15 protein-coding genes and 1 tRNA gene are annotated in these 17,227 nt (G+C 73.6%); 9 read left to right on the top strand and 7 right to left on the bottom strand.

Annotated features, from left to right (window positions below):
* Positions 1-21 precede the first annotated feature (21 nt).
* Positions 22-1,185 (bottom strand): PucR family transcriptional regulator, encoded by a 1,164-nt coding sequence (locus UQW22_RS13010; protein ID WP_407317424.1) that lies wholly within the window; start codon positions 1,183-1,185, stop codon positions 22-24.
* Between the two features lie 107 nt (positions 1,186-1,292).
* On the opposite strand from UQW22_RS13010, the gene UQW22_RS13015 reads away from it, so the two are divergent.
* Positions 1,293-1,988 carry a hypothetical protein gene (locus UQW22_RS13015; protein ID WP_407317425.1) on the top strand — a complete coding sequence of 232 codons (696 nt, stop codon included), beginning with the start codon at positions 1,293-1,295 and terminating at the stop codon, positions 1,986-1,988.
* Between the two features lie 114 nt (positions 1,989-2,102).
* On the opposite strand, the gene aceE is transcribed toward UQW22_RS13015, so the two are convergent.
* Entirely contained in the window at positions 2,103-4,850 is a 2,748-nt protein-coding gene (aceE, locus tag UQW22_RS13020) for a pyruvate dehydrogenase (acetyl-transferring), homodimeric type (protein WP_407317427.1), read from the bottom strand.
* Positions 4,851-5,181: 331 nt separating this feature from the next.
* Here aceE and UQW22_RS13025 point away from each other — a divergent pair, with 331 nt between their 5' ends.
* The 3 genes from UQW22_RS13025 (at position 5,182) to UQW22_RS13035 (ending at position 6,244) form a co-directional block, all read left to right on the top strand.
* Positions 5,182-5,586, top strand: coding sequence for a DUF3052 domain-containing protein (locus tag UQW22_RS13025; RefSeq protein ID WP_407317429.1), 405 nt, complete (start codon positions 5,182-5,184; stop codon positions 5,584-5,586).
* Positions 5,587-5,593: 7 nt separating this feature from the next.
* On the top strand, positions 5,594-6,058 hold the full coding sequence (locus UQW22_RS13030; protein WP_407317430.1) for a peroxiredoxin: 465 nt from the start codon (positions 5,594-5,596) through the stop codon (positions 6,056-6,058).
* A gap of 109 nt (positions 6,059-6,167) precedes the next feature.
* Positions 6,168-6,244: transfer RNA gene (locus UQW22_RS13035), tRNA-Val, on the top strand.
* A gap of 10 nt (positions 6,245-6,254) precedes the next feature.
* On the opposite strand, the gene UQW22_RS13040 is transcribed toward UQW22_RS13035, so the two are convergent.
* On the bottom strand, positions 6,255-6,716 hold the full coding sequence (locus UQW22_RS13040; RefSeq protein WP_407317431.1) for a DUF1801 domain-containing protein: 462 nt from the start codon (positions 6,714-6,716) through the stop codon (positions 6,255-6,257).
* Between the two features lie 163 nt (positions 6,717-6,879).
* On the opposite strand from UQW22_RS13040, the gene UQW22_RS13045 reads away from it, so the two are divergent.
* The gene (locus UQW22_RS13045; protein WP_407317432.1) at positions 6,880-7,320 is read left to right on the top strand and encodes a carboxymuconolactone decarboxylase family protein; all 441 of its coding nucleotides are present in this window, start codon (positions 6,880-6,882) and stop codon (positions 7,318-7,320) included.
* Here UQW22_RS13045 and UQW22_RS13050 read toward each other — a convergent pair.
* On the bottom strand, positions 7,317-8,264 hold the full coding sequence (locus UQW22_RS13050; protein WP_407317433.1) for a sigma-70 family RNA polymerase sigma factor: 948 nt from the start codon (positions 8,262-8,264) through the stop codon (positions 7,317-7,319). The two genes, UQW22_RS13045 and UQW22_RS13050, sit on opposite strands and share 4 nt — an antisense overlap.
* Positions 8,265-8,431: 167 nt before the next feature.
* Between UQW22_RS13050 and UQW22_RS13055 the strand changes: the two genes are divergently transcribed.
* Positions 8,432-9,457, top strand: coding sequence for a sodium:calcium antiporter (locus tag UQW22_RS13055; protein ID WP_407317434.1), 1,026 nt, complete (start codon positions 8,432-8,434; stop codon positions 9,455-9,457).
* A 263-nt stretch (positions 9,458-9,720) separates the two neighbouring features.
* On the opposite strand, the gene UQW22_RS13060 is transcribed toward UQW22_RS13055, so the two are convergent.
* From UQW22_RS13060 to UQW22_RS13070, 3 genes are all read right to left on the bottom strand, one after another.
* On the bottom strand, positions 9,721-11,418 hold the full coding sequence (locus UQW22_RS13060; RefSeq protein ID WP_407317436.1) for a protein kinase domain-containing protein: 1,698 nt from the start codon (positions 11,416-11,418) through the stop codon (positions 9,721-9,723).
* A 335-nt stretch (positions 11,419-11,753) separates the two neighbouring features.
* The gene (locus tag UQW22_RS13065) at positions 11,754-12,959 is read right to left on the bottom strand and encodes a DUF418 domain-containing protein (protein ID WP_407317437.1); all 1,206 of its coding nucleotides are present in this window, start codon (positions 12,957-12,959) and stop codon (positions 11,754-11,756) included.
* Positions 12,956-13,669 carry an NAD(P)-dependent oxidoreductase gene (locus UQW22_RS13070; protein WP_407317438.1) on the bottom strand — a complete coding sequence of 238 codons (714 nt, stop codon included), beginning with the start codon at positions 13,667-13,669 and terminating at the stop codon, positions 12,956-12,958. The genes UQW22_RS13065 and UQW22_RS13070 overlap by 4 nt, the downstream gene beginning before the upstream one ends.
* A gap of 78 nt (positions 13,670-13,747) precedes the next feature.
* Here UQW22_RS13070 and UQW22_RS13075 point away from each other — a divergent pair, with 78 nt between their 5' ends.
* The 3 genes from UQW22_RS13075 to UQW22_RS13085 all read left to right on the top strand — a co-directional run bounded on the left by UQW22_RS13075 (position 13,748) and on the right by UQW22_RS13085 (position 17,220).
* Positions 13,748-14,449, top strand: a complete 702-nt coding sequence (locus tag UQW22_RS13075; RefSeq protein WP_407317439.1) for a TetR/AcrR family transcriptional regulator C-terminal domain-containing protein — start codon at positions 13,748-13,750, stop codon at positions 14,447-14,449.
* Between the two features lie 89 nt (positions 14,450-14,538).
* Positions 14,539-16,317: a bifunctional 3'-5' exonuclease/DNA polymerase gene (locus UQW22_RS13080; protein ID WP_407317441.1), complete on the top strand. Its 1,779-nt coding sequence runs from the start codon at positions 14,539-14,541 to the stop codon at positions 16,315-16,317.
* 36 nt (positions 16,318-16,353) lie between these two features.
* Positions 16,354-17,220, top strand: coding sequence for a Nif3-like dinuclear metal center hexameric protein (locus tag UQW22_RS13085; RefSeq protein ID WP_407317443.1), 867 nt, complete (start codon positions 16,354-16,356; stop codon positions 17,218-17,220).
* The last annotated feature ends 7 nt before the right edge of the window (positions 17,221-17,227 follow it).

The following is a 17,227-nucleotide window of genomic DNA, read 5'->3' on the forward strand; positions in this document are numbered from 1 at the left end:
CCTCAACCGCCGTCGGCCGGATCAGTCCGCCGGGTCGAGCTGCCCGAGCGCGAGGGCGACCTGCAGGACGAACGACTCCCGCGCGTCGAGGGGGTCCCATCCGGTGATCTCGGAGACCTTGCGCAGCCGGTAGCGGACGGTGTTCGGGTGGACGTACAGCCGCCGGGCGGCGGCCTCGAGCGAGCGGCCCGTCCCGAGATAGGCGGACAGCGTGTCCAGCACGGAGCCCGTGGCCTCCCGCAACGGGCGGAACGCCTGGGCCACGAGGACGCGCCGCGCCGTGCGGTCGCCGGTCAGGACCCGTTCGGGCAGCAGGTCGTCCGCCGGCACAGGTCGCGGCGCCTGGGGCCAGGCCGGCGCGGCCGCGAGCCCGGCGAGCGCCGCACGCGCCGACGCCGGGGCCTCGGTGACGCTGGCCACCACCGGTCCGAACACGACCGGCCCGGGACCGAACCGGCCGAGCAGCGAGCTGGCGGCGGTGACGAGGTCGCCCTCGCCGCCGAGCACCAGGACCAGCCGGTCGCCATGGATGCCGACCAGCGTGTCCCCGGCCGCTCGGCGCGCCGCCCGGCGCAGGTCCGCGGTGCCGACGTCGTCCAGGCCGGACGTCGCCTCGCCCACGACCACGAGGGCCTGGCCGCGACCGCTCCAGCCGAGCGCCGACACGCGCGAGCGCAGGGCGTCGTCGGTGTCGCCGCGCACGATCGCGTCGACCACGAGGGCCTCGAGCCGGGCGTCCCAGGCGCCGCGGACCTCGGCCGCGCGCGCGTAGACCTCCGCCGCGGAGAACGCGACCTCCCGCGAGTACCGCAGGACGGCCTCGCGCAGCTCGCGCTCGTAGCCGGGCGAGGCGATCTGGTCGGAGTGCGACTCGACGACGTCGACCATGAGCCGGACGAGCTGCAGCGTGTGCTGCAGGGAGATCGAGCGCGTCAGCTCGGGAGGTGCCGCGGCGAACATCTCGCCGACCCCGTGCGGCGTCTGCTTCGGGTCGGCGAACCAGGTGACGAACGCGTTGATGCCGGTCTGGGCGACGAGCGCCACGTAGGAGCGGTCCTCGGCGGGCAGCTGGCGGTACCAGGCCACCTCCTCGTCGAGCCGGCGCATCGCTGCTGCCGTGAGCAGGCCGAGGCCTTCGCGGACGCGCTGGATGTTCTCGTCGCGCGAGACGGTGGAGGTCGGCATGCCACGAGGATAGGGCCAATGTTGTGGGGAGTGCACAAACGGCGGCGATCCGATGCGCCGGTCGTGCTCGACCGACCTCGAGAGCCCGTAGCCGATATGGTCGTGCTATGGCTCTGCTGCCCCGACTCCGCCAGCTGATGCGCCGGCAACGATCGACCTCGCGCGTGGGCACCCGGCGCCCGAGCGAGACCCGCCGCTACGGCGACACCGTCCACGAGGACGCGCTGCGCTCGATGCTGCACGACGACCCGAACGACGCGCGGGCGTTCGACGCGCTCGCCGAGCTGGTCCGTCGCCGGGCGGCGGAGCCGTCGACCGAAGACCCGCTCACCGCACCCGAGGAGGAGGCGGACCGGCAGCAGGAGGCCGACCTGGCGGTGTGGTCGTTGGCGGAGGAGCTCGCCGGCCACCCCAAGGCGTGGCGTCCGCTGCTCGAGCTCGGCCGGCTGTCCGTCGCCGAGGATCCCGAGGGTGCGTCGCGCCGCTTCGCCACGGCGGCAGCGAGGGAGCGGTCCGGCGCCGCCCTGGCCGAGAGCCTGCAGGTCCTGCGCGACGCGGGCATGCCCGTCGAGGCGCTCGGGCTGGGGATCGGTCACTGGCGGGTCCGCGAGCAGACGCCGGAGGTGGGGCGGCAGCTCGTCCTCGCGGCGCTGGAGGCGGAGCGGGTCCACGAGGCCAAGCAGCACCTGCAGACCTTGGCCGAGCACTCCGACGACGCCGCGGTGGCGGCGATGCGTCCCGAGCTGGAGGCGGCCGTCGCCGCGGCCGAGTCCGCGGAGGCGACCCCGGGCTCGCCGCGGTAGCACGGGCCGGAGCGCGAGCGGTCCTCGCCGAGCGCATGAGAACGCCCTTGCCGCCCGTCCGGGCGGCAAGGGCGTTCTCACGTCACCGAGGGACGCGTCGTCCCGAGAGGGGACTCAGCTGTCGCCGCCCACGGAACCCGACGTCCCGGCCGTGACGTCCGTGAGGCGGTACTTCTCGACGGCCTGCGCCACGACCTCACGCGGCACCTCGCCGCGACGGGCGAGCTGCTGCAGGGTCTTGACCACCATCGACGGGCCGTCGATGAGGAAGTGTCGGCGAGCGGCGGCGCGGGTGTCCGAGAAGCCGAAGCCGTCGGCGCCGAGCACCGCGTAGTCGCCGGGGACCCACGCCCGGATCTGGTCGGGGACCAGGTGGTCGTAGTCGCTGGAGGCGACGAACGGCCCCGACGCGTCGGCGAGCTTCTGCGTCAGGTACGGCACGCGCGGCTCCGACGCGGGGTCGATCAGCGCGTCCTTCTCCGCGGCGAGCGCGTCACGACGCAGCTCGTTCCAGCTCGTCACGGACCACACGTCGGCCGAGACGCCCCAGTCGTCGCGCAGCAGCTGCTGCGCCTCGAGCGCCCACGGCACACCGACGCCCGACGCGAGCAGCTGAGCCTTGGGACCCTCGCCCTCCTCGACGGAGATGCGGTGGATGCCGTGCAGGATGCCCTCGACGTCCACGTCCTCCGGCTCGGCCGGCTGGACCATCGGCTCGTTGTACACCGTGAGGTAGTACATGACGTTCTGGTCGCGCCCGTCGGAGCCGTCGCCGTACATGCGCTCGATGCCGTCGCGCACGATGTGGCGGATCTCGTAGCCGTACGCCGGGTCGTACTGCACCATCGCGGTGTTCGTGCCCGCCAGCAGCGGCGAGTGGCCGTCGGCGTGCTGCAGGCCCTCGCCGGTCAGCGTGGTGCGTCCCGCCGTCGCGCCGATGATGAACCCGCGTGTGAGCTGGTCGCCCGCGGCCCAGAACTGGTCACCCGTACGCTGGAACCCGAACATCGAGTAGAAGATGTAGAACGGCACCATGTGCTCGCCCTGGGTGGCGTACGACGTGCCGACCGCCTGGAAGGCGGCCGCCGAACCGGCTTCGTTGATGCCGGTGTGCATGATCTGGCCGGCCTCGGACTCCTTGTAGCTCAGCATGAGCTCACGGTCCACGGCGAGGTAGTTCTGCCCGGCGGTGTTGAAGATCTTCGCGCTCGGGAAGATCGCGTCCAGGCCGAAGGTGCGCGCCTCGTCCGGGATGATCGGCACGATGCGCGGGCCGAGCTCCTTGTCCTTGATGAGGTCCTTGAGCAGGCGCACGAACGCCATGGTCGAGGCGATCTCCTGCGTGCCCGACCCCTTCTTCAGCAGCTCGTAGGTCTTCGGCTCGGGCAGCTTGACCGGCTTCGGCGACGAGCGCCGTTCCGGGACGAAGCCACCGAGCTGACGGCGGCGCTCCAGCATGTACTGGACCGCGTCGTCGTCCATGCCGGGATGGAAGTACGGCGGCAGGTTGGGCTCGGCGTCGATCTGCTCGTCGCTCAGCGGGATGCGCAGCGTGTCGCGCAGCACCTTGAGGTCGGTGTTCTTGACCTTCTTCATCTGGTGCGTGGCGTTGCGGCCGGCGAACCCGGAGCCGAGGGCGTAGCCCTTGACCGTCTGCGCGAGGATCACCGTCGGCTGGCCGGTGTGGGCCCGCGCCGCGGCGTAGGCCGCGTAGATCTTGCGGTAGTCGTGCCCGCCGCGCTTCATGTTCCAGATGTCCTCGTCGGTCATGTTCTCGACGAGGGCCTTGGTGCGCGGGTCGCGCCCGAAGAAGTGCTCACGGATGAACGCGCCCGACTCGGCCCGGTAGGTCTGGAAGTCGCCGTCGGGCGTGGAGTTCATGAGGTTGACCAGGGCGCGGTCCTTGTCCGCGTTGAGCAGGGCGTCCCACTCGCGGCCCCAGACCACCTTGATGACGTTCCAGCCGGCACCGCGGAACTGGGCCTCCAGCTCCTGCATGATCTTGCCGTTGCCGCGCACCGGCCCGTCGAGGCGCTGCAGGTTGCAGTTGACGACGAACGTCAGGTTGTCCAGGCCCTGGTGCGCCGCGTGCTGGATGAGTCCGCGCGACTCCGGCTCGTCCATCTCGCCGTCACCGAGGAACGCCCACACGTCCTGCTGGCTGGTGTCCTTGATCCCTCGGTTGTGCAGGTACCGGTTCGTCCACGCCTGGTAGATCGCCGAGGCCGGGCCGAGGCCCATGGAGACCGTCGGGAACTCCCAGAAGTCGGACATGAGGCGCGGGTGGGGGTAGGAGGGGAGCCCGCCACCGGGGTGCGACTTCTCCTGGCGGAACCCGTCGAGCTGGTCGGCCGTGAGCCGGCCCTCGAGGTAGGCACGGGCGTACATGCCGGGGGAGGAGTGCCCCTGGAAGTACACCTGGTCACCGCCGCCGGCGTGGTCCTTGCCGCGGAAGAAGTGGTTGAGGCCCACCTCGGTGAGGGTCGCCACCGAGGCGTAGGAGGAGATGTGCCCGCCGACGGCCAGGCCCGGGCGCTGGGCGCGGGTCACCATGACCGCGGCGTTCCAGCGGTTCCAGGACCGGTACTTGCGCTCCAGCGCCTCGTCGCCGGGGAAGTAGGGCTCGTCGTGCACACCGATGGTGTTGACGTACGGGGTCGCCACCGACGTGGGGATCTGCACGCTCCGCTCACGGGCACGGCGGAGCAGGTTGAGCATCACGTAGCGCGCCCGGGGGCCGCCCTTGTCGTCGATCAGCCCGTCCAGGGACTCCACCCACTCCGACGTCTCGGACGGGTCGATGTCCGGCACAGCGCTGAGCAGACCGTCGATCAGCGGTCCGGTCTCGTCGTACGAAGCCACCAGCAACCTCTCTCTTCTGCGGGCTGCCGCCGTGGTCCGGCGACCGCTCGTGTCAGGCGTCCCGTGCAGGGTCGGCCGCGACGCCGAGGTCGCGACGGCGCGGTCCACCCACGGGTGGTCACTACTCATTGTGTCCTGACTTTCCTCGGCCCGGACACCAGGTTGCGGTCAAGAATCCGTGATCTACGTCATGGTGATGCGTCGACAACCGGTCGAGGACGCCGCCGGGGCCGGTGGACCGGCGCGCATGACGGCGCCGCGTGCACTACCTTGACGCTCACAGGCGCACCACGGGGTGCATCTGCCGACGACGGAAGGAACGTAGGTCCACGTGGGACAGCAGGCGGAAAGCCCGGCCGAGCGATTCGGGTTCACCACCGGTCAGGTCGTGCAGGAGTTCGGGTGGGACGACGACGTCGACGAGCCTCTGCGCGAAGCGCTCGAGGGCATGGCCGGCGGCGAGCTCGTGGACGAGGACTACGGGGACGTGATCGACGGGGTCATCGTCTGGTGGCGCAAGGAGGACGGCGACCTGACGGACATGCTCGTCGACGTCCAGACCGCGCTCGACGACGGAGGACAGGTCTGGCTCCTGACGCGCAAGCCGCGGCGGGAAGGCCACGTGGCCCACGAGGAGATCATGGAGGCCGCCACGACGGCCGGCCTGCACGCGACCAGCACCTTCGCCGCGGGCGAGGACTGGTCCGCCACGCGACTGGCGCCGCGCGGTCGGTAGCGCGCCGATGAGCAGCCGTGTGCCGGGTACCGGAGACCCGGCGCCGGACTTCACCCTGCCCGACACCCACGGCACCCCGACGCACCTCGCGGACCTGCGCGGCGAGAACGTGCTGGTGGTGTTCTACCCGTTCGCCTTCTCCGGCACCTGCACCGGTGAGCTGCGGGACCTGCACGACAACATCGAGGACTTCGAGGCCGCCGGCGTGCGCGTGCTCGGCGTCTCGACGGACCCCGTGTTCGCGCTGAAGGCCTGGCAGGAGGCCGAGGGGTTCGGCTTCGACCTGCTCAGCGACTTCTGGCCGCACGGCGCGGCCGCACGCGGCTTCGGGGTCTTCGACGAGGAGTCCGGCCACGCGGTGCGCGGGTCGTTCCTCGTCGACGCCGACGGCATCGTGCGCTGGTCCGTGGTGCGCCCGCGGGGGCAGCGCCGCGAGCTCGAGGCGTACCGGGCGGCGCTCGCCGAGGTGTAGCGCCTCGCGTGCGGCCGACGACCGCCGGCCGTCGGCCGCACGGTTCGAGCCTGTGCCGGGGGACCGGTATCCTTTCCTGCGCTGCCAGGGCTGTCGCCCGTGGCCGCCGGGGCCTGTAGCTCAGTTGGTCAGAGCGCCACGTTTACACCGTGGATGTCGGGGGTTCGAGTCCCTCCGGGCCCACCAGGAGCGATCGTCAGCTCATGGCCCTCTCGACGAGGGAGAGGATGCTCCTCTCGGCCTTGTCGCTCAGACCGGCGACGGCGAACGAGGTGGCCCACAGGCCATCGCCGTCGTCCAGCGCCGCCTCCGGGGTGAACCCGAACGTGGAGTAGCGCTCCTTGTCGACGTCGCCGCTGCGGAAGAAGCACACGACCTTCCCCTTCCTGGCGTAGGCGGGCTGTCCGTACCAGAGCTTGGGCGACAGCTCGGGCGCTGCCGTGGTGACGAGGGCGTGGATGCGTTCGGCGAGGGCTCGGTCGGACGTCTCCATCTCGGCGATCTTCGACAGTACCGCGAGCTCGTCGGCGGCCTTCTTGTTGCCGCGGCCTCGTCCTGCCTCGGTCCTCAGCTCGGCGGCGCGCTCCTTCATCGCGGCGCGCTCCTGGTCGGAGAAGCCAGGCGTGCTACGGCCCTGCGTGCTGCTGCTCGTCCTCATGGCGACGGTCCTCCTGGTCTCGGTGATCGTGCTGCTCACGCTAGGCGGACCGAGCCCACCGCCACTTCTCGATTCCTGACGAGCACGAGTGTCACACGAGCGCCTCCGCCGTCGACGAACAGCGTGCAGGGCCCCGCCGTGGGGCCCACGACGAGGAGGACCGATGTCTCGACTGGCCATCAAGGACCACGCTCCCGAGGGATACCGGGCGGTGGCAGCGCTCGACGGGTATGCCCGGCACCACCTGGATCCGGTCCTGCTGGACCTGGTCGACCTGCGTGCCTCGCAGCTCAACGGGTGCGCCTTCTGTGTCGACCGGCACGCCACGGACCTGGCGGAGGCCGGCGTGCCGGCCCGCAAGATCTACGCGGTCGTTGCGTGGCGCGAGACGGACTTCTTCACCGAGCGGGAGAGGGCTGCGCTCGCGCTCGCGGAACAGGTCACGCAAATCTCGGGCGGCGTGGACGACGAGACGTGGATCGCTGCCGCCGCCGTGTTCTCGGAGCGCGAGATGTCCGACCTGATCCTGGCGATCGGGACGATCAACCTGCTCAACCGCATGGGGGTCTCCACCCGGCTCGGTCCGGCACCGCTGGAGAGCTAGGCGCAGCCGCGCAGGGCGGACGTGCGCAGAGCCGACAGCTTGTCGGTGTCGCACACGTCGAACAGGCGGTAGATGCGTCCGTCGCGTACCTCCAGCGAGAGCACGTGGCCGACGTCCGCCAGCGTGACGAGCGCACCCGGCGTGCCGTTGACGGTGACGAGCCGCACGGCACGCCGGCCCTCGTGCCGGCCGGCCACGCCGATCACGAACCGCGCGACGTGCTGACCGCCCGTGACGACCCGGCGGGCCGCCCTGGTCCGGCCGCCGCCGTCGTTGTAGGCCCGCACGTCCTCGTGGAGCAGCGCGGTGAGGGCCGCCGTGTCGCCGCGGCGGGCCGCGGTCAGGAAGGCGGTGAGCAGACGGGCCGTCTCGTCCCGGGCGTCGGACGGCTGGGCGCCTTCTGACCGCGGACCCATGATCGCGGCCACGGCGGGCGCACGACCGTCGCGTTCCGCGAGGCGCCGCAGCCCGCGCACGTGGTGCTGCCGTGCCGCCGCCGGGGAGATCCCCAGGATGTCGGCGACCTCCGCGTGCTCGTAGCGCAGGGCCCTCAGGACGACGACGGCTCGTTGCGGCGGAGTCAACGACTCGGCGAGCAGCAGGAACGCGGTCGACATCGCCTCTGACTGCTCGGCGGCGGAGTGCGGACCGTCGCTCGGCTCCTGGACCACGGGCTCGGGGAGCCACGGCCCGACGTAGGCGGCGTCCCGCTGCCGTGCCCGCAGCGCGTCGATGGCGCGCCGGACCGTGGTCCGGGTGAGCCAGCCGGGCCCGTTGTCGACCGACTCGTGGGCGCGCCACCACTCCAGGTAGACCTGCTGCACCACGTCCTCCGCGTCCGCCCACGACCCGCACATCCGGTAGGCGAGCAGGGTCAGGCGGCGGCGCTCGTCGTCGAGGCCTGCCGTACCGCCCTCGGTCGCGGTCTCGGACGGTCTCGGCACGGCAGTCATGATGCCACCGCGGCGCTGCCCGTCGGCCGTCGACCCGCCCGGCGCAGTAGCGTCGTCGATGTGAAATGTCCCGCACTCCGGAGCAGTCCGTTCAGCGTCGCGCCAGACCGCGCCCCGAGCATCGCGGTGGGTGGGCCCGCCGTCGTCGGAGAGCGCCGATGAGCGAGACGTGGCCCCTGCTGCCCAGCGCCCTGGCGCTCGCCGCCATGGCTGTGGTCATCGTGGTCGCAGGCGTGCGCCTGACCGGCGTCGCCGACGCACTGGCGGACCGGACGGGGCTGGGTGACGCCGTCGGGGGAGCCCTGCTCCTGGGGTCGGTCACGTCCCTGCCCGGGAACGTCACGGTCGTGACGGGCGCCCTGCAGGGGGACGCCGCCTTCGCCCTGGCCAACCCGGTGGGCGGTGTCGCCCTGCAGACGGTGTGGCTCGCGATCGCGGACCTGGTGTACCGGCGGGTGAACCTCGAGCACGCGGCGGCCTCGTTGCAGAACGTCCTGCAGTCCCTGCTCCTCATGGCGCTGCTGGCCGTGCCGGTCGTCGCCTACGCCACCCCGACGCTGACGATCGGCTGGATCCATCCCCTGACCCTGGCGATCCCGCTGCTCTACGGGTACGGGCTCGTCCTGCTGCGCCAGATGCACCGCGCCCCGATGTGGCAGCCCATCCGGACGGCGCAGACGGCCGACGACGACGCCGGGGACGACGAGGCCGTCGCCGCGGGGACGTCGACGTCGCGGCTGTGGTGGTCGCTGGCCGGGCTCGGTGTGGTGGTCGGCGTCGCCGGCTGGGTCGTCGGACGCGCGGGTCTGGCCGTGGTCGCCGCGACCGGCCTGGACGGCGGCGTGGTGGGGTTCACGCTGACCACCGCCATCAGCTCGTTGCCAGAGCTCGTGGTGCTGGTCACCGCGGTGCGGATGGGGCAGCTCACCCTCGGGATCGGCAACATCATCGGCGGCAACGTCTACGACATGCTCATGGTCGCGGTCGCGGACGCGACCTACCTGCCCGGGTCGGTCTACACCGACGCCGGCCCCACGACGCTGGTGCTGCTCGGCGGGACCATGCTCATCACGGCGACCCTGGCCACGGGCCTGGTGATGCGTGACAAGCGGGGGATCGGGTTCGAGGGAGTGGCGATCCCGGCGATCTACCTGGGCACGGTCGCGCTGGTGGTGTGGGCCTGAGCGGTCAGCGGCGCACGAGCCGAGCGGAACGGGCGACCCGTGCCACCGCCCGGACCCTCGTCCGGCGTGGCAGGAGCGCGGCCACGTAGGACGCCGACGTCGACCCGGAGCTCGCGGCCGCCGCCATCGTGGCGGGTGCCCTCGTGTGCCTCGACGTCGCAGGCGCGAGCTGGGCCCGCCAAGACGGGGCCATCCCGCTCGAGCGTCTCGACGACGACGCCGTGGCCGCGATCCGGAGCTGATCTCCCGACGCCGGGCTCTCGTCAGGGGGTGGCGTCGTCCCCGCTCGCCGGCTCGCCGTCGTCGGCCGCCGGCTCGCCGTCGTCGGTCGGGTCGCCGCCGCCCGGCTCGGACGTCGGCTCCGGCTCGCTGGTGGGCGGCGGGTCCGGCTCGGACGTCGGCTCCGGCTCGCTGGTCGGCGCAGGCTCTGTCGGTGCGGGGTCGTCGGTAGGTGTCGGCTCCGACGTCGGCGTGGGGGTCGGGTCCCGGGACGGCTCCGGTTCCTCCGTGGGCGACGGGGCGGGTGTCGCGTCGTCGCTGGGCGTCGCGGACGGCGTGGGCGTGGGTTCCGTGGTGGGGTCCGGCCGGGTGGTGGGACCGACCGCAGGCGGGGCCGTGGTCGCCGTCTCCGTGGGTGCGCTCGACGGGGAGGGTGACGGCGACGGGCTGAGCGTGGCCGGCGTGACCGGTGCGCTGCCGTCGGTGTCCCGCAGCGCCCAGAACGCACCCGCGCCACCGGCCGTCAGCAGGAGCGCGAGCACGACGGCCAGCACCGTCCTGCGCACGGAGCGTGTGCCCGGGGGTGCGTCGTCGGACGGCTCGGGGGCGCCGGCTCCTGCGGCGACGGCCGGAGCGGGTGAGTCCTCGGCCGGAGCGCTCGACGAGCCGACCGCGCCGAGCTGGCGGGTGCGCTGGAGCTCGGCCTCCGTGTCCGCTGCGGCCGCCGCCGCGGCCGCAGCTCCGGCCGCGCCGACGACCGCCGTCCGGTCGGGGTCCTCCGCGGCGATCTGCCCCAGCGTCATGGTCGTTCCCGGACCCGGCGCGCCGGCCCCACCCCCGCCCACGAGCGTCGCGGCGGCGGCACGCATCGCGTCGGCGGAGGCGAACCGGTGTTCCGGGTCCTTGGCCATCGCCCGGGCGACGAACCGGTCCACGGCGACGGGCACCGCGGCGCGTCGCGCGGACGGTGCGGGGACGGGTGCGCCGACGTGGGCGCGCAGGATGTCATCGGGCCGGGCACGTTCGTACGGCGCGTGCCCGGTGAGGGCGAAGTACGCCAGCGACCCGACCGCGTACAGGTCGCTGCGTGCGTCGAGGGGCCGGCCCTGGGCCTGCTCGGGCGACATGCTCGCCACCGAGCCGGCGACCAGGTCGCCGTCGCCGTCGCCACCTCCGGGGGCGGCGAGGCCCAGGTCGAGCAGCCCGACGTTCGGGTCGCCGCCGTCGTGCCGCTCGACGACGACGTTGCGCGGGCCGACGTCGCGGTGCACCAGCCCGGCAGCGTGGACCGCCGCCAGCGCGTCGAGGAGCCCGCTGGTCAGGGCCAGCGCCTCCCGCCACGGCAGGCCGTCGCCGGCCGCCACCTCGGAGAGGGGGGCGCCGGGAAGCCGGCGGGCCACCACCCAGGGAACGGTCGCGCCCGCGACCTCGTCCTCTCCGGTGTCGAGGACCTTCGACACGCCCGGGTGGTCCACGAGGGCGGATGCCGCGATCTCGCGGGCGAGCGCGGCACGGGCGGTCTCGTCGTCGACCAGGTGCGGGTGCAGAACCTTGACGACGAGCGCCGGTTCGCCGCCCGTCCCGGAGCCACCGGTGCCGTCGTCGTCCGTGTCGGCCGCGGTCGCCCGGGCGCGGGTGGCCTCGTAGACGGTGTAGGTGCCTCCAGTGCCGAGGATGGCTCCCAGGGCGTACGTGCCGCCGAGGACCACGGCCCCGGACTCCGGCTCCCCGGCAGGTGACATGTCGTTCACCGCGGGCGGGCCGCGGCGTCGACGAAGGGGACCGGGCGTCGCGGCACGGGTGGTCGGGTGGTCTGCGTCATCTGGATCATCGGCCGTCACAGGATAGCCGGTGGGTGGCGGGTGCAGCCCGTGGTGGGGCGGTCCCGGTCGCCGCCAGCACGACGGCGAGCACCGCGAGCACAGCGAACCCCTTGGCGGCCGGCGGAGCACCGCCCGGACCCGCCGGGTGCCGCTCTGGGACCGGGCCAGCATCTCGACGGGCTCGTCGCACTTCGAGCGACGGACGGTCACGGGCATCGCCGGCTCACCGCCCGCCGGTCGCGGCGCCCGAGACGTCACCGGAGGGAGCGCCGCCGGTACGTGAGCGCACGCAGCGCGTGCTCGGCGGGCCCCCGGCGCCCGGCACGGGCGAGCAGCACCGCGACGACGACGGTCACCAGCCACGCCGCGACCGCGACGAGCGCCGCCTGCCACTGGTCGAGGACGCCGCCCAGGCCCAGGCCCCAGGCGCAGAGCAGGGGGGCGAAGATCGCCGACTGCAGGAGGTAGCTGGTCAACGAGCGCCGGCCCACCGCCGTCAGGCCGGCCGTGATCCCGCGCGACGGGCCGTCCGCGGGGACCCGCAGTGCGAGCAGGGCGAACAGGGCCGCGTAGCCCAGGGCGGCGAAGAGCCCGGTGGCCAGGTGCAGGACGACGGGCGCCCACTCCGGGACGTCCCAGGTGCCCAGGTGCACCAGGAGCGAGGGTACGGCCCCGAGCCAGCCGAGGGCGATCCCGGCGACGGCGGTGCGGGTCAGCGCGCGGCGGTGCGCTGCGGGTTCCTCGAGGATTCGTACCCGTGCGCAGGCGATGCCGAGGAGCACGGCCACGGGCACCATCAGACCGAAGATGCCCTGGGTGACGGTGAGCGGCAGCCAGAACAGGAGGCGAGGCAGGATCGACGCGACGTAGGGCGTCACGCCGGCGAGGTCGGGGTTGGCGTCGCCCGGCACCTCGGAGAGCTCGGCGGGGACCACGGCGCCCAGCGCGAGGTTGCCCAGCGCTGCCAGGAGCAGGACCCCGGTGAGCACACCGGCCCAGACGAGCAGCGTGCGCGTCGCGCGCCCCAGGAAGAGCCAGACGACGAGGAGCCCGACCAGGCCGTAGGCGCCGAGCACGTCGCCGAACCAGAGCAGTGCGGCATGGACCGCGCCGAAGGCGATCAGCCACAGGTGACGGCGCTGCAGCGCACGTCGCACGGCGTGCTCGTCGAGTCCCGCGGCGCGCTGCCGGGAGAACGACTGCCAGATGCCGTAGCCGAACAGGAACGTGAAGAGCGGGTAGCTGCGACCGTCGACGGCGACGATCGCCACGGACTGCCACACGGCGTCGAGGGCCGTGGACGGCTCGCGGTGCGCGCTGGTGAGGGACGTCGGGGTCCCGTAGAGGAACCAGGGAACGTTCGCGAGCGCGATGAGCAGGAGCATCAGGCCGCGGGCGAGGTCCGGTGCGACGGCACGCACGCCGGAGGTCCGGCCGTCGACGGGCGTGGGCGAGGTCATCGTGCTCCTTCGGCGTCGGGACGGTGGGCCAGCGCGCTGGGGGAGAGGCGTCCGACGATGGCGGGTGCCTCCTGGATCAGGTCGTCGTCACCCAGAGCCTCGACCATGAACAGCGCGAAGTCGACACGTCGCGTGAGGTTGCTCGCGAGGACCGGGTCGCCGACGTGCGGGCTCCAGACCGGCAGCCCCTGGCTCGGTCCCTCCTCGAGGTCGCTGCCGCGCACCACCGTCCACCGGCGGTCGCTGGCGAAGATGCGACGGCACGCCTCGACCTGGTCGTCGATCTCGACGGCGCGCACGGCTCGGGCCAGCCAGGTCGCCAGGCGCACGGTGGCGAGGAACCGGCGCGAGTACCGGTCCTGGTCGTCCCGTGCGACGTGCCAGCCGCAGGAGAAGACGAGGCGTGCGGCGGGTTCGGCATGGTCGAGGACGGCCTGTGCCGTCCCCGAGGAGTACCGCTGCACGCCCCAGGGGGCGAGGACGGTGAGCACGCCGTCGCACCCGGCGACGGCACGCCGGATCACGTCCGGGTCGTTGGTCGGCCCGGGCACGATCGTGATCCGGTCGGCGTACCGGTCGAGCTTGGGCACGCTGCGCTCCCGGCAGACCCCGACCACCTCGTGGCCGCGGTCGAGGGCGTGCTGGACCATGTGCTGCCCGAGCTTGCCCGATGCCCCGACGATGCAGACCTTCGTCGTCCTGCTGCTCATTGCCGCTCCTTCGTCCGGACTCTCGACTTACAGTGTAAGTACGATAGGCTTACACTGTAAGCAGCGTCAAGGGGGTGGATGGTGCCAGCGAGAAGCGTCGGCGGCGAGGCACGACGGGCGCCGCTCGACCGGGACCAGGTGGTGGCGGCGGCGGTGGCGCTGGCGGACGAGAAGGGCGTCGCGGGGGTCACAATGCGTGCCGTCGCCGGCCGGCTCGGCGTCGAGGCCATGTCGCTGTACAACCATGTCCGCCATCGCGACGACCTGCTCGACGGGATGGTCGACGCCGTCTTCGCCGAGATCGAGCTGCCCGCCGCGGAGGTCGAGTGGCGGGAGGCGATGCGCCGGCGTGCCGACTCTGCCCGCCAGGCGCTGCGGCACCACCCGTGGGCGGTCGGCCTCCTGGACTCCCGCAGCGCACCCGGCCCGGCGACGCTGCGTCATCATGACGCAGTGCTCGGCGTGCTGCGTACGGGTGGCTTCTCGGTCGCCGGCGCCGCGCGGGCGTTCTCTGTGATCGACAGCTACCTCTACGGGTTCGTGCTGCAGGAGGTCAGCCTGCCGTTCCGCAGCAGCGAGGAGCTCGGCGAGGTGGCCGGCGGGATCCTCGACGGCCTGGACGCCGAGCGCTACCCGCACCTCGTGGAGATCACCACGCAGCACGCCCTGCAGCCCGGCTACGACTACGCCGACGAGTTCGACGCCGGCCTCGCACTGATCCTCGACGCCCTGCGGCCGGACGACCGGCACCCTCCGGGTGGTGCGTCCGACACCCACTGAGGCCGGTGCCGTCCGCCCGCCCTCGCCGCATCCCGCTGAGCGGGGCCGACCGGGCACGCGTTGTCGGAGCCGGCGGGCAGGATGGCCCCGTGCACGTCGTCCTCGCCCGGGAGCCCGCGGGCACAGCCCGCCTCGTCCGCGTCGCCGACGCCGCCGCACCGGGCGGCGAAGGTGCACCGGACCCGCAGGTGGTCACCTCGGACGAGCTTCCCGCCGTCGTGCGGGACGCCGAGGGGACCGCGTCCGCGCCGCCCCGTTGGACGTGGCAGGACACGAACCGGTGGTACCCGGCGCTGCTCACGGCGGGCGTCCGCGTCGAGCGCGGCCACGACCTGCGTCTCGCGCACCGCGTCCTGCGCACGTCGAGCCTCGCCACCGGGTCCGCACTGGCCGAGGCTCCGCCCGGCCCGTGGGACACGATGGGCCCGACGCCGCCCGGCGGGGAGATCTCGAGCGGCGCGCCCCACCGGCCGCAGGAGGAGTCGCTGTTCGAGCTCGGCCCTGCCGCGCGCTCGGACGACGCGTCCGCGGGACGGCAGCAGATCGGGGCCGTCGAGCTCCGTGCCGAGCTGGCCGCCCAGGAGGCGGCGGTCACCGGGTCGTCCGCCCCCGGGCGGCTGCGGCTGCTGCTCGCCGCGGAGTCGGCCGGGGCGCTGGCCGCGGCGGAGATGCACCACGCCGGCCTGCCGTGGCGCACCGACGTCCACGACGAGATCCTCACCGAGATGCTCGGACCACGCCCGGCTCCCGGCCGGCGGCCCGAGCGGCTCGAGGCGCTCGCGGTGCGCATCCGCGCCGCCCTCGACGCCCCGGACGCCCTCAACCCCGACTCCCACCCGGACCTGCTGCGCGCGATGGAGTACGCCGGCGTCGGTGCCCGCAGCCTGCGCAAGTGGGACCTCGAGAAGATCGACCACCCGGTGGTGGCGCCCCTGCTGGAGTACAAGAGCCTGTACCGGCTCTACACGGCCAACGGCTGGGCGTGGCTGGACCACTGGGTGCGCGACGGTCGCTTCCGCACCGACTACGTCGTCGGCGGCGTGGTGACCGGGCGCTGGTCGTCCAGCGGCGGGGGAGCGCTCCAGCTGCCCCGCGGGGTGCGCCGCGCCGTCCAGGCCGACCCCGGGTGGGTGCTCGTCGTCGCGGACGCCGCCCAGCTCGAGCCGCGGGTGCTCGCCGGGCTCGCTGCCGACGAGACGATGGCTGCCGCGGGCGCGGGCGGCGACATGTACGCCGGGATCGTGGCCACCGGAGCGGTGCCGACGCGCGAGCTCGCCAAGGTCGGGATGCTCGGGGCGATGTACGGCGGCACCACCGGCGTCAGCGGGCAGGTGCTGCCCCGCCTGTCGCGGGCGTTCCCGCGCGCCATGGGGCTCGTCGAGGACGCCGCCCGCACGGGCGAGCGCGGCCGGTCCGTGACCACCTGGCTGGGACGCACCTCGCCGCCGCCCGGGCAGGAGTGGGACGCGGCGCAGTCCGGGGCGCTCGGCGACGGGGCGCCGGACGACGCCGCGAGCCTCGCGCGATCCTCGGCCCGGGCCTGGGGCCGCTTCACCCGCAACTTCGTGGTCCAGGGCACGGCGGCCGAGTGGGCGCTGTGCTGGATCGCGGCGATCCGGCGGCGGCTCTGGAGTCTGCCGGCCGTCGGGCAGCCCAACGAGGGGCCCGCGCCGTTCGTCGACCGGGCGCACCTGGTCTTCTTCGTCCACGACGAGGTGGTCGTGCACGCTCCGGCGGCGCTCGCGGACGACGTCGCCCGGGAGGTGCGCGAGGCGGCGGCCGAGGCGGGGCGTCTGCTCTTCGGGGACTTCCCGGTGTCCTTCCCGCTCACCGTCGCCACCGTCGAGGCGTACGCCGACGCCAAGTGACGTCCGCAACATCGTGACGTCGGTATCGTCGGGCGCATGAGCGCACCCACCCTGGCCGACGTCGTCACCGTCCTGGAGGACCTCTACCCGCCGGCGACGGCGGAGGGCTGGGACGCCGTCGGGCTGGTGGCGGGCGACCCGCAGCGCCCGGTGCGCAAGGTGCTCTTCGCCGTCGACCCGGTCGAGACGGTCGTGGACGAGGCGATCGAGTGGGGCGCGGACCTGCTCGTGACACACCACCCGCTGTTCCTCAAGCCGGTGACGTCCGTGGCGGCCACCACCTTCAAGGGTTCCGTGGTGCACCGCCTGCTCGCCGCCGGTTGCGCCCTGCACGTGGCCCACACCAACGCGGACTCCGCGCCGCGCGGGGTCGCCGACGCGCTGGCCGACCTCGTCGGCATCACCGACCGGCGGCCGCTGGTCGCACGTCTCGACGACACCGAGCGAGGGATCGGCCGGGTCGGGACGCTCGAGCGTCCGACGACGCTGGGCGAGCTGGCCCGGTGCGTCGCCGACGTGCTGCCCGCCACGGCGCAGGGCGTGCGGGTCGCGGGGGACCTCGACGCACCGGTGACCACCGCCGCCGTCGTCGGCGGGTCCGGCGACTCGTTGTTCGATGCGGTCCTGGCCGCCGCCGTCGACGTCTACCTCACCGCCGACCTGCGGCACCACCCGGCGTCCGAGCTGCGCGAGCGGGCGGCCTTCGAGGCGGGGGCCGACGCCCGGTCGGACGGCGGGCGCCCGTTCCTGGTCGACGTGGCGCACTTCGCCTCGGAGTGGCCCTGGCTGGCCTACGCCGCCGACGATCTCGTCGGTCGTCTGGGAGACGGTACGGTGACCACCAGAGTCAGCACCCTGGTGACGGACCCCTGGACCACCCGGGTCGCGAGCACGGGTCGCTGACCATCAT

Origin of the sequence: Isoptericola halotolerans (assembly GCF_045689585.1) — a bacterium.
GTDB lineage: Bacteria > Actinomycetota > Actinomycetes > Actinomycetales > Cellulomonadaceae > Isoptericola > Isoptericola halotolerans_B.

What these genes read in the sequence shown, in the direction of transcription:
- UQW22_RS13010 (WP_407317424.1), bottom strand. Translation starts at nt 1,185, where the DNA reads ATGCCGACCTCCACCGTCTCGCGCGACGAGAACATCCAGCGCGTCCGC.
- UQW22_RS13015 (WP_407317425.1), top strand. Translation starts at nt 1,293, where the DNA reads ATGGCTCTGCTGCCCCGACTCCGCCAGCTGATGCGCCGGCAACGATCG.
- UQW22_RS13030 (WP_407317430.1), top strand. Translation starts at nt 5,594, where the DNA reads ATGAGCAGCCGTGTGCCGGGTACCGGAGACCCGGCGCCGGACTTCACC.
- UQW22_RS13040 (WP_407317431.1), bottom strand. Translation starts at nt 6,716, where the DNA reads ATGAGGACGAGCAGCAGCACGCAGGGCCGTAGCACGCCTGGCTTCTCC.
- UQW22_RS13045 (WP_407317432.1), top strand. Translation starts at nt 6,880, where the DNA reads ATGTCTCGACTGGCCATCAAGGACCACGCTCCCGAGGGATACCGGGCG.
- UQW22_RS13055 (WP_407317434.1), top strand. Translation starts at nt 8,432, where the DNA reads ATGAGCGAGACGTGGCCCCTGCTGCCCAGCGCCCTGGCGCTCGCCGCC.
- UQW22_RS13060 (WP_407317436.1), bottom strand. Translation starts at nt 11,418, where the DNA reads ATGTCACCTGCCGGGGAGCCGGAGTCCGGGGCCGTGGTCCTCGGCGGC.
- UQW22_RS13065 (WP_407317437.1), bottom strand. Translation starts at nt 12,959, where the DNA reads ATGACCTCGCCCACGCCCGTCGACGGCCGGACCTCCGGCGTGCGTGCC.
- UQW22_RS13070 (WP_407317438.1), bottom strand. Translation starts at nt 13,669, where the DNA reads ATGAGCAGCAGGACGACGAAGGTCTGCATCGTCGGGGCATCGGGCAAG.
- UQW22_RS13075 (WP_407317439.1), top strand. Translation starts at nt 13,748, where the DNA reads ATGGTGCCAGCGAGAAGCGTCGGCGGCGAGGCACGACGGGCGCCGCTC.
- UQW22_RS13085 (WP_407317443.1), top strand. Translation starts at nt 16,354, where the DNA reads ATGAGCGCACCCACCCTGGCCGACGTCGTCACCGTCCTGGAGGACCTC.